The sequence below is a fragment of the Glycocaulis albus genome, assembly GCF_014639075.1.
GTDB classification, from domain to species: Bacteria; Pseudomonadota; Alphaproteobacteria; order Caulobacterales; family Maricaulaceae; genus Glycocaulis; species Glycocaulis albus.
Window position 1 is genome coordinate 306,467 of the sequence record NZ_BMFS01000001.1, and the last position, 13,807, is coordinate 320,273.

Below are 13,807 nucleotides of genomic sequence, written 5' to 3' on the forward strand. Positions count from 1 at the left end.
TGCTGCGCGGCGTCAGGCGCTGCCGGATGTGTTTTGCGGTTTGGCGTAAAGCCGGTTGATATACTCGGTCAGAATACGGTCACGCGCCGTATGGGGCAGCGCATCCATCAATGCATTGATCGGGCGCATCTCGGCACCGGGACCGCCGGCGCGTGCCTCGAATACGCCGCTCATGGAATCGAGGAGTTCAGCCGGATCCATCGCGGCGATGCCGGCTATATCCTCTGGCTTGTGCGCAGCCACCTTGTAGGCCGCGTCGGCGCGCAGACGGGCGGTTTCGGCGCGCAGATCGTCCAGCATGGCATCGACATTGGGCGCGTTCACGAAGCCGACCGAGATGTGCAGATTGGCCGGTGACGGACCAAATCCGAACTGGGGCTGAAGATACCAGCCCCTGGCCTTCATGGCGTCGGACAGGGCGAAAATGTCGAAATCCTCGGCGGCAAAGGCCAGCAGGTTGCCCGGCGGATTGCCGAGGAGCTTCAGACCCTCGATTTCGCGGATGGCATCGCAGACCTTGCGCGCGCCCTCCTGTGTCGCCCGGGCAAAGCGCAGATAGCCTTCCTCGCCGATGAAGTTCAGCGCGGCCCAGGCGCCGGCAATCGGACCGCCAGAACGGCCCGACTGGATGGTCGGGTTGACGATGGTGTAGCCGGTCCAGCCTGACCAGGCGAAGATCTGGTGCTTTCTGAGCTCGCCATCAGTGTAAAGAATGCACGAGGCACCTTTCGCGGCATAGCCCCATTTGTGGAAGTCGAGCGACATCTGCGTCACGCCGGGCGTCGAGAGGTCGAAGTCGGGGATGTCGGCGCCCAGCTGGCGCGCGAAGGGCAGATACATGCCACCAACGCAGCAATCGACATGGAAGAGAAGCCCGGCCTTCATCGCGATCCGGCCAATATCGGCAATCGGGTCGACAACGCCGTGCGCATAGGACGGTGCGGAGCCCACCAGCATGACGGTCTGGCTGGTGATCGCCTTTTCCATGGCATCCGGCAGGGCCGTGAAGGCTTCAGTGTCCACCGGCGTGACGACCGGCTTCACATCGAAATACTTGCACGCCTTGTAGAAGGCCGGGTGGGCCGTTTCCGGCAGGACCAGCTCTGGCTCCGTAATATGGGGTTTCGTGGCGCGGGCATGATCGCGCGCCGTCTTGACCGATAGCAGGATGCTTTCGGTCCCGCCCGTGGTGAAGCTGCCCTTGGCGCCGGGCGGCGCGTTCTGCAGGTCCAGCGCCATGGCGATGACGTCGCGTTCCAGTTCCAGACAGGACGGGAAGGACGTCGGATCAAGCCCGTTCTCTGTCAGGAAGGCGCCATAGGCCTGTTTCACCGTCTCCATGGCTTCCGGTCCGGCGTCATAGACATAGGCAAAGACGCGGCCCTCCTTCCAGCGCACATCATTGCCCTTGCGCGCTTCCAGTTCAGCCAGCAGCGACTCGGCCGTGCGGCCTGTCTTCGGGAATGCCATGTAGGAAAGCTCCGTGAAATGTGAGGTATGCGAGGCGTGCTACGACGCTAGCGGTACTTGCGTCCGGATCAAGCCTGCGGCGGCATACAAAAACGCCCGGATGCGGGTCAGCATCCGGGCGTCCGGGTTTACGTCAGTCAGGTGCCGGTCAGGCGGCCAGATCGAACCGGTCCGCGTTCATCACCTTGGTCCAGGCGGCAACGAAGTCCTTCACGAACTTCTCCTTGTTGTCGTCCTGGGCATAGACTTCCGAGTAGGCCCGCAGGATCGCATTGGAACCGAGGACCAGGTCGGCACGCGTGGCCGTCCAGCGGGTCTTGCCCGTCTTGCGGTCGACGATCTCGTACAAATTCTTGCCCTTGGGCTCCCACTTGTAGCCCATGTCGGTCAGGTTCACGAAGAAGTCGGTCGAAAGCGCGCCTTCATTGTCGGTGAACACGCCGTGCTTGGAGCCGCCATGATTGGCGCCGATGACGCGCAGACCGCCAATCAGAACCGTCATCTCCGGACCCGTGAGGCCCATGAGCTGGGCGCGGTCGAGCAGAACCTCTTCCGGCTTGGTATCGTAGTCGCTGCGGATCCAGTTGCGGAAACCATCCGCGAAGGGTTCGAGCGATTCAAAGCTCTCGCCATCGGTCATCTCGTCGGTGGCATCGCCGCGGCCGGGGCTAAACGGCACTTTCACGTCATAGCCACCGGCCTTGGCGGCTTTCTCGATACCGACATTACCGGCCAGAACAATCACGTCGGCGATGCTGGCGCCGGTTTCTTTCGCGATCGGCTCGAGCACCGACAGCACCTTGGCCAGGCGGGCCGGCTCATTGCCTTCCCAGTCCTTTTGCGGGGCAAGACGGATACGCGCGCCATTGGCGCCGCCGCGCTTGTCCGATCCGCGATAGGTGCGGGCGCTGTCCCAGGCGGTGTTGACCATTTCAGCGATGCTCAGGCCGCTGGCGGCAATCTTCGCCTTGACCTTGTCCACATCATAGCCGGTCGGGCCTTGCGGCACCGGGTCCTGCCAGATCAGGTCCTCGTCGGGTACGAACGGGCCATAATAATTCGCCTTCGGCCCCATATCGCGGTGGGTCAGCTTGAACCAGGCGCGGGCAAAGGTGTCAGCGAAATAGTCCGGATCCTTGTGGAAGCGCTCGCAGATGGCGCGGTAGGTAGGGTCGACCTTCATCGCCATGTCGGCATCCGTCATGATCGGATTGTGCTTGATGGAGGGATCGGAGGCGTCGGGGAACTTGTCTTCCTCGGCAATGTTGATCGGCTCCCACTGCCAGGCACCGGCGCGGGACTTCTTCACCTCCCACTCGTATTTGAAGAGCAGGTCGAGATAACCCATGTCCCACTTGGTCGGGTTGGTCGTCCAGGCGCCTTCCAGGCCGGAGGTGTGAGCGGTGTTCGCCTTGCCGTCAAAGCCCGGATTGTCCCAGCCGAGGCCGGCCAGCTGCAGGTCGCTGGAGGCGGGGTCTGCACCGATACGGTCAGCCATCGTGCCGCCATGGGCCTTGCCGACAGTGTGACCGCCTACCGTCAGGGCAGCGGTTTCCTCGTCATTCATCGCCATGCGGGCGAAGGTGGAGCGCACGAACTTGGCCGTCTTGGCCGGGTCCGGATTGCCGTTCACGCCTTCCGGGTTCACGTAGATGAGACCCATGTGTGACGCGGCCAGCGGATTGATCATGGTGTTCGGGTCGTCGATGGACGTGACCCGCTCGTCCGACGGCGCGAGGATTTCGCTGTCACTACCCCAGTTGATATCGATCTCCGGGCCCCAGATGTCCTCACGGCCAAAGCCGAAGCCGAAGACTTTCAGACCCATATTGGCGTAGGCGACCGTTCCAGCCAGGGCCAGAAGGTCGGCCCATGACAGGGCATTGCCGTATTTCTTCTTTACCGGCCAGAGCAGGCGGCGCGCCTTTTCGAGGCTGGCATTGTCCGGCCAGGAATTAAGCGGTTCAAAGCGGATATTGCCCGAGCCGGCGCCGCCGCGGCCATCGCCCAGACGGTAAGAACCGGCCGCGTGCCAGGACAGGCGGATGAACAGGCCGCCATAATGGCCCCAGTCAGCCGGCCACCATTCCTGGCTGTCGGTCAGCAGGGCATCGACATCATTCCAGACACCCTTGAAGTCGAGCTTCTTCACCGCTTCACGGTGATTGTAATCGACATCCATCGGATTTGCCCGGGCACCGTGCTGGTGCAGGATGTCGAGATTGAGCGCGTTCGGCCACCAGCGGGTAGGGTGCGTCGTATAGCTGGTATTGCCGCCATGCATGACCGGGCATTTGCCGGTCCTTTTCGCATCATTTCCGTCCATGTGAATCTCCCATCGTGGTGGCGTGTCTTGAGGGGCAGACGCGCTACGCCAGAAAGGGCGTGCCCAGCGCCCGGTAGGCTATCTCTATCAAGCGGGCCGTGCGAAATTAAATCGATTATCCTGATTGGCGGTATAGCCCGGGTTTATGCTGCATGCGCGAAGCAGAGGAATTTTTTATAGATTGCGACCCGCTCGCAATTCGCGCCGGCTGTCGTTGAAGGAAGTTTGCGATGACAAACAAGCAGTTGGCACTGGCGACTGTGCTGGGCGGGGCAGTCTGGCTTGCCGGCTGCGGGCGTGACCCGGTCGTCGAGGCCTGCCTGCCGGTAAGCGCGCCGGACCCGGAAGCTCCAGGATCGGGCATGGTGTGGATTCCACCCGGCACGGTGCAGCTGGGATCAGAGGATTTCTTCCCGGAAGAGCGCCCGGTGCGCAATGCCAGAGTGGACGGATTCTGGATAGGTACCCACGAGGTGACCAATCTGGAGTTTGCCGCCTTCGTAGCCGCAACCGGCTATGTCACGCTCGCCGAACGCGAGGGCGTGGATGCGGGCGGCGGGGGTGTGTTCGGTCCCGGCGTGCAGGTGCGCGACTGGTCTGACATCCGCACCTGGTGGCGGTTTGACCCGGGCGCGAGCTGGCGTCATCCGCAAGGGCGCGCCAGCACGATCGAGGGCCGGGACACCTTTCCCGTTGTCCAGATTGCCTATGAGGATGCGCTGGCCTATGCGCGCTGGCGCGGTCATGACCTGCCCGGTGAGGCCGAGTGGGAGATGGCTGCACGCGGCGGCCTGACCGGCGCGCCCTATGTGTGGGGCGCAAACGTGCGCCCGGACGGCACCTATATGGCCAATCACTGGCAGGGAGTCTTTCCGGTGCAGGACAATGGCGCGGACGGCCATGCGGGGCTGGCGCCTGTGGGCTGCTTTGCGCCCAACGGGTACGGGCTTCACGACATGGCGGGCAATGTCTGGGAATGGACGCGCGATGAGTGGGAGCAGCCGGGCTTCCGCGTCATCAAGGGCGGGTCATTCCTGTGCTCGGACAGCTATTGTCACCGCTACCGCCCTGCGGCGCGCCAGCCGGGGGATGAGCGGTTCTCCACCGAGCATCTGGGCTTCCGCACAATCTGGCGCGGGCCGGCGCCAGACTAGATTCTTTGCGCCAGGTCCCGGCTCTGCTGCGCAGGCCGGGAGTTCAAGGCAGATGTATTTTAAGGGTGAAACCCCGGAACGCATGAAATGCGTATCCGGGGCCATTTTCCGGTTCAGCGCTGGCGGGTGAGCACCAGAATGAGGCCGCCCCCCAGCAGCATCACCACAAGCATGCCCAGCCCCGCGAGCATGAGGCCATGCTGGTCGAAAAAGGCCTTCCATCCCAGTGCGGCGATTCGTTCGGATGAATTGAAACCGTCCGGCACCGGGATTACGCCCACCCGCGCTTCATAGGCGCGGTAGGCCTCCATCATGGAGGCGAAGATTTCCGGCTCCGCTTCAGAGAGATCGCGCGCCTCGCCCGCATCCTCGGCCAGGTTGAAGAGGCGCCACTGTCCGTCACCGTGGGGCGGCATGCTGCGCGCCAGTTTCCAGTCGCCGCGCCAGAGGGCGGACATGCCGGACATCTCAAGGCCTACCGCCTCGTCGGGTCCGTACACGCCGTCGGCTTGCCCTGTCAGGACCGGCAGGAGCGAACGGCCCGTCATGGGCTCGCGTCCCGGCAGGGCTTCGGCTCCGGCCATGTCGAGCAGGGTCGGGGCTATATCGGTGACAAAGCTGAAGCCGGAGACCAGGCCACGCGCCTCCACTCCCGGCCCGGCCATGATGAGGGGTACGCGCACCCCCCCTTCGCCAGCGTGAAACTTGAACAAAGAGAGGGGCGAGGCGGAAGCGCTCGCCCATTCCGGGCCGATGAAGGCGTAAGTGCCCTGTTCGCCCAGGTTTTCGGTATCACGCGAATAACCCTGCATGGCGAGCCACATGCCAAAGGCCCAGTTGTCCGTAGGGCGGTTAAACTCCGGCCCGTTGTCGGACAGTATCACGACCAGCGTGTTGTCCAGCTGACCTTGCGCCTCCAGCCAGCCCAGCAGGCGGCCGACATGGTGGTCGGCAGCCTCCAGCATGCCGGCGGCAACCTCCCGGCTGGCAACGGCAAACTCGCGTTCGCGCTCTGGCAGGCTCTCCCAGTCGCGCAAGGCCGGCGGCTGCTCTGCCAGCTGTGTGCTTTCAGGCACAAGGCCGCGTTCGATGGCCGCGCGGCGGCGTTCCTCGCGCAGCGCGTCCCAGCCCCCATCATAGCGGCCCGCATAGCGCTCGGTGAACTCGCGCGGTGCCTGCACAGGTATATGGTTGGCCTGCAGCGACAGGACGGCGAGGAAAGGCCGGTCGGGATCACCGTCCTCAATATAGCCAATCAGCCGGTCGGTCAGGAATGCGGAGGAATAATGCTCGTGGGTGAATTCCAGCACCGGCTCGAAATCCTCCCACCATTCCGCGCGGGTATAGTGGGGCAGGTAGGTACGGTGCTCCCAATTGTCCGCGCCGGAGGAATCCAGGATGAAGCTGCGGTCGAAGCCGCGCGCGGCGGGCAGGGCGGTTCGTGATCGTCCCAGGTGCCATTTACCGGTGATGAAGGCCTGATATCCTTCTGCCTGCAAATGCTCGGCAATGGTAGCCACGGCCGTATTGAGTTCGCCCTCATGACCGAACTGGCCCTGATATTCCGGGATCACCATGTGCTCAAGGGTTGGAATGCCGGTGCGGTGACTGTCGGCGCCGGTCATCAGCATGGCACGCGTCGGGGCGCAGGTCGGCGCGACGTGAAAATTGGTGAATTGCGCGCCGCGCGCGGCGAGCGCATCCATGTTCGGCGTTGATATCTCGCTGCCATAGGCCCCCAGATCGGTGAAGCCGATATCATCCAGTATCACGAGCAGGATATTGGGCTGCTCGTCGCCGAGCGCCGGAGTACTGAGGCTGAGCGACAGGGCGATGGTGGCAAGGACGCGCCTAATTGGGCCAGTAGACATACTCGTCCTCCTCGCTCTCGGGCTGGCCGAGTGGCTGGTCGATACTCACGGGCATTTCGGCAATGGACGGCCACAAGGGCTCGCTCTGCGTGGCAGCATGGGCGTCCAGCAGGGCGATCAGCTCTGCCACCCGCTCCGGTTCGGTGGCGGAAAGGTCACTGCGTTCCTCAGGGTCAGTGGCAAGGTCGAACAGCCAGATGCGGTCCGGGCGTGCCGTGCGTTGCAGCTTCCAGCCGCGATGGATCACCGCCTCGTAATGGCCGCTGCGCCAGAACAGGGTTTCACGCGGCTCGCCATCCATTTCGCCGGTCAGGAAGGGGGTGAGGTCCACGCCGTCCATCACCCGGTCCGTGACCGGAGCGGCCCCGCCAAGGGCGGCGAGCGTCGGGGCGAAGTCGATATGCTGGGCAAGGCCGGTCATCTCGCTGCCCGGCTCTATTACGCCTGGCCAGCTGACAAAGGTGGGCACGCGGATACCACCGCCGAAGAAGGTTGCCTTCCAGCCCCGATAGGGCGCGTTGATATCTTCAAGGCCGATATAGTGCGCGCCGCCATTGTCCGAGGTGAAGGCAATGACGGTGTTGTCCGCGATGCCGTTGGCTTCCAGCGCGTCCAGCACCTCGCCAATACCCCGGTCGAGCGCGCGGATCATCGCCGCATAGACGCGAAGCGGGTGGTCCTCGATATGAGCGAGCGCGTCATAATCCTCACGCGTGGCCTGCAAGGGCGAGTGCGGCGCCCAGTGCGCCAGATAGAGAAAGAAGGGCCGGTTTCGGTTGGCCTCGATCGCTTCCACCGCCTCGCGGGTGAAATAGTCGGTGATATAGCCGTCAGGCTCGAAGCGCGGCGAATTATTGTGCGTGACGGCCGCCCGGCCAATCGCCCAGTAGACCTGATCGATGGGATCGAAATCCTGACGCGCTTCCACGATGTCTGGTGAACCGGCAGGCGCATAGAGCAGGCCGGCCAGCTCCAGGCTTTCATCAAAGCCCTGGCTGAGCGGGTCTGACCCGTTTGTATTGCCCAGATGCCATTTGCCGATATGCACGGTGTGATAACCGGCCCCGGACAGCATTTCCGCCAGGGTGACTTCCTCGGTGGGCAGGCCCATATCGGCAAACTCGGGTATCTCGCGATCCGTTTCGCGGATCAGGAAAGGGCGGCGCTCTGACTGGCCGCGCTCCACATGACGGATCACTTGCGTCATGCCGGGCGGGGTGGGGGTGAACTCAAAGCCGATACGGGTGGGATAGCGCCCGGTCATCAGGGCGGCGCGGCTGGGGGCGCAGGTGCCGCTGGCGGCATAGGCATTCGTCAGCTGCACACCCTCGCGGGCTATGCGGTCGATATTGGGCGTTGGTACGCTGCCGCCGGCCACACCGCCATGCAGACTGATGTCATTCCAACCCAGATCATCAGCGACGATGAGGATGATATTGGGCGGGCGCGCGCCCTCATGAGCGGTATCGGGTCCGCGCTGCCAGTCCACCGCCCTGTTTGGCCCTATCGGGTTGCGGATGTCCTGCACGATACCCGGCAGATAGATGAAATAGCGGTCGAACGCCCAGAAGCCTGCCAGCGCCAGTCCGGCAAGGATGGCTGCGCCGACGAGCAGCGCTCTGACCCAGACGGATTTCACCATGTGCAGCCTCCCCCGGATTTGGCTTGCCTCTTGTGGCCAGCTCATTATTATACAATTGTAAAAATATTAGCCTGCCTTGTCCAATGGATTTTTCGATTCCCATGCCCGACCTGCCGCCATCACGCGCCGACAATCAGAGAGGACCGGGCCGTCCGGCCAAGATGGCGCCCGACGAGCAGCGCCGGCGGATTCTCGATGCGGCGGCGGCGCGTTTCGCCCGGCACGGATTCGATGGTGCCTCCTTGCGTGACATCGCGGCCGATGCCGGCCTCGCGCACGCCGTGATCCGTCATATGTTCGGCAACAAGGACGATTTGTGGGATGCGGCGGCGGCAGATCTGTTCGGCCAGATGAATGACGCGATACTGCAGGCGCTGGCAGATGTGGACATGAACAATCCGCGCGCGCGGATGGAGGCGCAGGTGCGCGCAACCGTGCGTACCGCGTCACGCATTCCCTGGCTGGCGGCCTTTGTCATGCAGGCGGGACTTGCCGGCGGGGAACGCTATGAGAGGCTGGTCGAGCAGCATTTGCGCCCGGCCTATGCCTTCACGCTGGAGCCGTTCTTCCAGCTGAAAGAGGCGGGCCGCGCGCACGCTTTCGATCCGCATTTCCTGTTCATGCTGTCGACCAATGCGGCCATCGGCCCGTTTGCGCAGAGCGCCAATGCGCGCGCGCTGGCCGGCATGGAATTGTCCGATCCGGAGACAGCAGACCGCTATGCCGACGTGCTGATCGCCGTTCTCAAACACGGTGCCCTGCGCCGCGCATAAAAATATTCAGGGAGTGACATGCCATGATGCCGTGTGAGTACATCGTCTACGGAGCCGACCCGTCCTACTTCACCCGCAAGGTGGAGGCCGCGCTGCGCTATATGCGCATTCCCCATGCCGCAAAGCCCAAATCACCCGATGTCGCGCCAAGGCTGGAAGCGCGCTCCGGCACCCACCTCATCCCGGTTGTGGAAACGCCTGAAGGGTGGGTGATCCATGATTCCACCCATATCATCGAACTGCTCCACATGCGCTTTCCCGCGCATCCGGTGATCCCGGCGAGCCCCGTCCAGTACATTGCCTGCCGCCTGATGGATGACTGGATCGATGAATGGTTCACCCGCGCGGCGCTGCACCTACGCTGGATTGACGATGCGGATGCTGCTGTCTGTGCGCGCAAGATCGCCATGGATATGGGCGGCGGCACGCATGACCGCCCGCTGACGGCGCAGGAGGAAGAGTCTGTTGCCGCGACAGCCGCCTTTATCCAGCCCTGGGGCCGCAAGGCGATGACGGTGATGGGGGCGGGGCCGGAATATCAGGACGGTTTGCGCGCCGAGTTTGCTGATTTCCTGCGCCAGTGTGCGGCTATCCTTGGCAAGGATGGTGGCCTGTTCGGCCAGCGCCTCTCCATGGCTGATCTCGGGCTTCTCGGCGCGATGAAGGCCCACTTCGCGGCTGATGATTACGCGCGCAATTTTGTACAAGGCGCGGCACCGGCCATGCTGAACTGGACGGATAAGGTCTGGGAGCGGCAGGACGAAGGCGAGAGCTGGCTGGCCGGCGATGCGCTGCCCGACGGCATGTCTGGTCTCTTCGCGCTGATGGCGGGCGGGTTTGTCCCTTATATGGCCGCCAACCGGGCGGCGCTGAAAGCGGGCGAGAAGTCTTCGTACTTCACCATCGCGAGCGGGCAGGAGGTGCGCATGATCACCCGCAAGCCTGTGGAAGATACCCGTCTTGCCACCAAGGCGGCGATTGATGCCCTTCCCGAAACGGGCCGCAAAAAAGTGCGCGAACTGCTCGCGGCTCACGGCCTTCTCGCCGTGTACGGAGATTAGGCGATGTTCAATCTTTACACCGCGCCGACGCCCAATGGCTGGAAAATTTCCATCGCATTGGAGGAGCTTGGCCTGCCCTATCAGGTGCATGTGCTCCAGCTCCTCAAGGGCGAGCAGAAAAGCCCGGATTATCTGAAGATCAATCCCAATGGCCGCATCCCGGCTCTGGTAGATCATGATGAAGGCGGCCGGGCGGTGTTTGAGTCCGGCGCCATCCTGATGCATCTGTCTGAAAAGACCGGAAAACTCCTGCCCGGAGACGCGGAAGGGCGCTCGCGCGCCATCCAGTGGCTGTTCTGGCAGATCGGCGGGCTGGGGCCGATGCAGGGTCAGGCCAATGTCTTTTTCCGCTATCTGCCGGAGAAAATCCCGCTCGCCATCGAGCGCTATCAGGGCGAGACCCGCCGTCTTTACGAGGTGATGAACACCCGCCTTGCCGACGCGCCATATCTTGCCGGAGATGAATACTCCATCGCCGATATTGCCTGCTTCCCCTGGGTGTTCGCCCATTTCTGGGCGGGCGTGAAGCTGGACGGGCTCACCTATCTGCTAGACTGGAAAGCCCGGCAGGAACAGCGCCCGGCGGTCCTCAAGGGGCTCTCCATTCCGCCACTGCCGGACCTTTCCGGGCTGGAAAAGGCGGGGCAAGAACTGGTGAAGCCATGAAGACGCTGCTCCCGCAAATCGTCACCAGCCCGGCTCTGCGTTCGGTGCAGCGCACTCTGGCCGCGGCGCGGCGGCGGCTTAACCTCTCTCGCCCCGTGGTGCGCTATTTCCATCAGGTGGATGATCCCTATTCGGCACTGGCCGCACGCGCCCTGCCGCATCTCGAAGCCGTCTGGGGCGCAAGGGTAATACCTTGCATCGTCCCGCCGCCCGATGTGGCCGCGGCGCCGGATACGGAGCGGTTGACGCAATGGTCGCTGCGCGATGCGGCGACGCTGGCAGACGGGCTGGGGATGGAGGCGAGCTTTACCTCAGCGCCGTCAGCCGAGTTGCTGGCGCGCGCGCAGGCCGCACTGGCGGGGATCAGTGATGCAACGGTGTTCTCTGCGATCTCCAGCGCTATTGAGCGCGCCTTCAGGACCGGCAAGGCGTCTGCCATTCCGCTGTCGGACGGGGATGCGCGGGCGGCTCTGGCACGTGGAGCGAGGGCACGGCGAGGACACTATCTGGGCGGCATGTTCCAGTTTGAGGGGGAGTGGTATTGGGGCCTCGACCGTCTGCCCTATCTGGAAGACCGCCTAGCAAGAATACGTCCGGGCGGGGTGCGCTTCGCCGAACGGCTCGAGGTGCGCCTGGAGGGAAAAAAGGCGTCCGCAGGGACGGTGATCGAGGCGTTCGTGTCCTTGCGCAGCCCTTACACCTATATCGCGATACCGCGTCTGAGGGCGCTGGCTGAGGTGACCGGCGCGGAGCTGCGCCTGCGCCCTGTCCTGCCCATGGTGATGCGCGGACTGCCCGTGCCCTTGCCCAAGCGTCTCTACATCATGCGCGACACCAAGCGGGAGGCAGAACGCCTCGGCCTGCCTTTCGGCAAGGTGTCAGACCCGGTGGGCGCGCCTGTGGAACGCGGTCTTGCCGTGCTGTTTGCCGCCATGGATCAGGGCAAAGGGGCAGACTTCCTCTATTCCTTCCTGCGCGGCGTGTTCGCTGAAGGTGTTGATGCGGGCACGGATGAGGGGCTTGAAAAGCTGGGCGTGCGCGCCGGGATACGTGCTGACGCCATGCAGGCTGCGCTGAGCGATGAAAGCTGGCGGGTGAAGGCTGAAGCCAACCGCGCGGCCATGCTGGATGCGGGCCTGTGGGGCGTGCCGAGCTTCCGGGTCAATGACCGCTCCGCCCATTGGGGGCAAGACCGGCTATGGGCGGTCGAAGCGGACCTTAACGCCGCTAGCGCCCGTAATACTCCCGGAACCAGCTGACGAATCTGGCGATGCCGGTGCGTATGTCCGTCTGCGGACGATAGCCGGTCAGGCTCTGCAACAGGCTGGCATCGGCCCAGGTGGCGGGCACATCGCCGGGCTGTATGTCCATGTAGTTGCGGATCGCCTTCACCCCTAGCTCCGCCTCGATGATGTCGACAAAGTCCAGCAGCTTTACCTGGCTGGAGTTGCCGATATTGACGATGCGATAGGGCGCAGCGGGGCTCAAGGAATCGCCCGGCGCAATGTCTGCGCCGCTTGCCGGGCGCACCGGCACTGCGTCCATCAACAGGCGGATACCGCGCACCAGATCGTCCACATAGGTGAAATCGCGGTACATCTCGCCATGGTTGTAGATGTCGATCGGCCGGCCCGCGAGGATGGCATCGGCGAACTTGAAGGGTGCCAGATCGGGGCGCATCCACGGGCCATACACGGTAAAGAAGCGGAACATGGTGGTGGGCAGGTTCCAGAGGTGAGCGTAGGTGTGGCCCATCACCTCATTGGCCTTCTTGGTCGCCGCATACATGGTCAGCGGCGTGTCGGCCTTGTCGGTCTCTTTGAACGGCATCTCCTCATTCGCGCCATAGGCGGACGAGGTGGACGCCATCAGGAGGTGCGAGACTTTGAGCTCGCGCGCCAGCTCCATCACATTGAACGTGCCGACAATATTGGCCTCGATATAGGCGCGTGGGTTTTCAAGGCTGTAGCGAACGCCTGCCTGCGCGGCGAGATGGACGATGATGTCGGGCGCAAAGCCGTGTACGGCTTTTGCGAGCGTGTCATTGTCCTCCAGCATGGCTTCGGTTTTGCTGAAGCCCGGCATGCCTTCGAGAATGCGGTGGCGGGCCTGTTTCAGGGTGACATCGTAATAATCGGTCAGACCGTCATAGCCATGGACCTGATGGCCTTCCTCCAGCAGGAGGCGTGCAAGGTGAAAGCCGATAAAGCCTGCCGTGCCGGTGATGAAAACGCGCTTCATGGTCAGGCTGTATCTCCCGCAAGTCCTTGCCGGACCTTATGCGCGGTGACGCGCGGGAGGTAAAGCAGTCAGCGTCCGTTCTGGCCCTGGCCGCTGTCGGCGTCGGTGCGCCGCAAGGGCTCGGAGAAGCGTTCCGGCACCTTGCCTTCCATCTTTTTCAGCCAGCGGTCAAAGCCCGGATTGTTTTCCCGGCGCCGGTGCAGCCATTTGCGGGCGGTCTGCGATGTCGCCACGATCAGGGCCAGACCGATCGGGATCAGGACGATGCCAAGCGGGATGGGCGACCAGGCCACTGCCAGGCCCGCAATGACCAGCAGTATGCCAAATATTTTAATTAAAACAGACATGTGACCTCCATTGTTCCGATGAAGAAGCGCGGAGAGGCATCAATCCCGTCAGGGTGGTTGTCAGGATCGTTCCACCTTTTCAGGCTTGTTCTTGCGGGAGGTGGAAGCGAGGTCTTCCAGTTCTTCCTCGCTCATCGTCTCAACCATCTCCCTTGAAGCCCCTTTCAGCTCACTCTTGCTTGTTTCGCCACGCTTGGCGGCCAGCGCCGCACCGGCGGCTTTCTGCTGGGCTTTGGATTTTGCAGGCATGTATCAT

The 13,807-nt window shown here is 63.2% G+C and carries 12 protein-coding genes; 5 read left to right on the top strand and 7 right to left on the bottom strand.

All coding sequences use genetic code 11. From position 1 onward, the window contains the following. Window positions 1-12 precede the first annotated feature (12 nt). Complete coding sequence (locus tag IEV75_RS01550) at window positions 13-1,470, bottom strand: pyridoxal phosphate-dependent decarboxylase family protein (protein WP_188450782.1); 1,458 nt, start codon at window positions 1,468-1,470, stop codon at window positions 13-15. Between the two features lie 148 nt (window positions 1,471-1,618). Then, window positions 1,619-3,796, bottom strand: coding sequence for a catalase/peroxidase HPI (gene katG, locus IEV75_RS01555; RefSeq protein ID WP_188450783.1), 2,178 nt, complete (start codon window positions 3,794-3,796; stop codon window positions 1,619-1,621). Window positions 3,797-4,026: 230 nt separating this feature from the next. Here katG and IEV75_RS01560 point away from each other — a divergent pair, with 230 nt between their 5' ends. Then, complete coding sequence (locus tag IEV75_RS01560) at window positions 4,027-4,950, top strand: formylglycine-generating enzyme family protein (RefSeq protein WP_188450784.1); 924 nt, start codon at window positions 4,027-4,029, stop codon at window positions 4,948-4,950. Window positions 4,951-5,063: 113 nt separating this feature from the next. Here IEV75_RS01560 and IEV75_RS01565 read toward each other — a convergent pair whose 3' ends face one another. Further along, the gene (locus IEV75_RS01565) at window positions 5,064-6,821 is read right to left on the bottom strand and encodes an arylsulfatase (protein ID WP_188450785.1); all 1,758 of its coding nucleotides are present in this window, start codon (window positions 6,819-6,821) and stop codon (window positions 5,064-5,066) included. Further along, complete coding sequence (locus IEV75_RS01570) at window positions 6,802-8,463, bottom strand: sulfatase (RefSeq protein WP_188450786.1); 1,662 nt, start codon at window positions 8,461-8,463, stop codon at window positions 6,802-6,804. The genes IEV75_RS01565 and IEV75_RS01570 overlap by 20 nt, the downstream gene beginning before the upstream one ends. Window positions 8,464-8,564: 101 nt before the next feature. On the opposite strand from IEV75_RS01570, the gene IEV75_RS01575 reads away from it, so the two are divergent. The 4 genes from IEV75_RS01575 to IEV75_RS01590 are packed head-to-tail and all read left to right on the top strand — an operon-like array spanning window position 8,565 to window position 12,222. Further along, on the top strand, window positions 8,565-9,236 hold the full coding sequence (locus tag IEV75_RS01575; RefSeq protein ID WP_188450787.1) for a TetR/AcrR family transcriptional regulator: 672 nt from the start codon (window positions 8,565-8,567) through the stop codon (window positions 9,234-9,236). Window positions 9,237-9,259: 23 nt separating this feature from the next. Further along, complete coding sequence (locus tag IEV75_RS01580) at window positions 9,260-10,297, top strand: glutathione S-transferase N-terminal domain-containing protein (protein ID WP_188450788.1); 1,038 nt, start codon at window positions 9,260-9,262, stop codon at window positions 10,295-10,297. A 3-nt stretch (window positions 10,298-10,300) separates the two neighbouring features. Next, window positions 10,301-10,963, top strand: coding sequence for a glutathione S-transferase family protein (locus tag IEV75_RS01585; RefSeq protein ID WP_188450789.1), 663 nt, complete (start codon window positions 10,301-10,303; stop codon window positions 10,961-10,963). Continuing rightward, window positions 10,960-12,222 (top strand): 2-hydroxychromene-2-carboxylate isomerase, encoded by a 1,263-nt coding sequence (locus IEV75_RS01590; protein ID WP_188450790.1) that lies wholly within the window; start codon window positions 10,960-10,962, stop codon window positions 12,220-12,222. Before IEV75_RS01585 ends, IEV75_RS01590 begins: the two co-directional genes overlap by 4 nt. Here IEV75_RS01590 and IEV75_RS01595 read toward each other — a convergent pair. The 3 genes from IEV75_RS01595 to IEV75_RS01605 form a co-directional block, all read right to left on the bottom strand. Continuing rightward, the gene (locus tag IEV75_RS01595; protein WP_188450791.1) at window positions 12,191-13,204 is read right to left on the bottom strand and encodes an NAD-dependent epimerase/dehydratase family protein; all 1,014 of its coding nucleotides are present in this window, start codon (window positions 13,202-13,204) and stop codon (window positions 12,191-12,193) included. The two genes, IEV75_RS01590 and IEV75_RS01595, sit on opposite strands and share 32 nt — an antisense overlap. Window positions 13,205-13,272: 68 nt before the next feature. After that, complete coding sequence (locus IEV75_RS01600) at window positions 13,273-13,551, bottom strand: hypothetical protein (RefSeq protein ID WP_188450792.1); 279 nt, start codon at window positions 13,549-13,551, stop codon at window positions 13,273-13,275. Between the two features lie 60 nt (window positions 13,552-13,611). Then, window positions 13,612-13,800 (bottom strand): DUF3008 family protein, encoded by a 189-nt coding sequence (locus IEV75_RS01605; protein WP_188450793.1) that lies wholly within the window; start codon window positions 13,798-13,800, stop codon window positions 13,612-13,614. Between the last annotated feature and the right edge of the window lie 7 nt (window positions 13,801-13,807).

What these genes read in the sequence shown, in the direction of transcription:
- IEV75_RS01570 (WP_188450786.1), bottom strand. Translation starts at nt 8,463, where the DNA reads ATGGTGAAATCCGTCTGGGTCAGAGCGCTGCTCGTCGGCGCAGCCATC.
- IEV75_RS01595 (WP_188450791.1), bottom strand. Translation starts at nt 13,204, where the DNA reads ATGAAGCGCGTTTTCATCACCGGCACGGCAGGCTTTATCGGCTTTCAC.
- IEV75_RS01580 (WP_188450788.1), top strand. Translation starts at nt 9,260, where the DNA reads ATGATGCCGTGTGAGTACATCGTCTACGGAGCCGACCCGTCCTACTTC.
- katG (WP_188450783.1), bottom strand. Translation starts at nt 3,796, where the DNA reads ATGGACGGAAATGATGCGAAAAGGACCGGCAAATGCCCGGTCATGCAT.
- IEV75_RS01590 (WP_188450790.1), top strand. Translation starts at nt 10,960, where the DNA reads ATGAAGACGCTGCTCCCGCAAATCGTCACCAGCCCGGCTCTGCGTTCG.
- IEV75_RS01605 (WP_188450793.1), bottom strand. Translation starts at nt 13,800, where the DNA reads ATGCCTGCAAAATCCAAAGCCCAGCAGAAAGCCGCCGGTGCGGCGCTG.
- IEV75_RS01550 (WP_188450782.1), bottom strand. Translation starts at nt 1,470, where the DNA reads ATGGCATTCCCGAAGACAGGCCGCACGGCCGAGTCGCTGCTGGCTGAA.
- IEV75_RS01575 (WP_188450787.1), top strand. Translation starts at nt 8,565, where the DNA reads ATGCCCGACCTGCCGCCATCACGCGCCGACAATCAGAGAGGACCGGGC.
- IEV75_RS01560 (WP_188450784.1), top strand. Translation starts at nt 4,027, where the DNA reads ATGACAAACAAGCAGTTGGCACTGGCGACTGTGCTGGGCGGGGCAGTC.
- IEV75_RS01565 (WP_188450785.1), bottom strand. Translation starts at nt 6,821, where the DNA reads ATGTCTACTGGCCCAATTAGGCGCGTCCTTGCCACCATCGCCCTGTCG.
- IEV75_RS01600 (WP_188450792.1), bottom strand. Translation starts at nt 13,551, where the DNA reads ATGTCTGTTTTAATTAAAATATTTGGCATACTGCTGGTCATTGCGGGC.
- IEV75_RS01585 (WP_188450789.1), top strand. Translation starts at nt 10,301, where the DNA reads ATGTTCAATCTTTACACCGCGCCGACGCCCAATGGCTGGAAAATTTCC.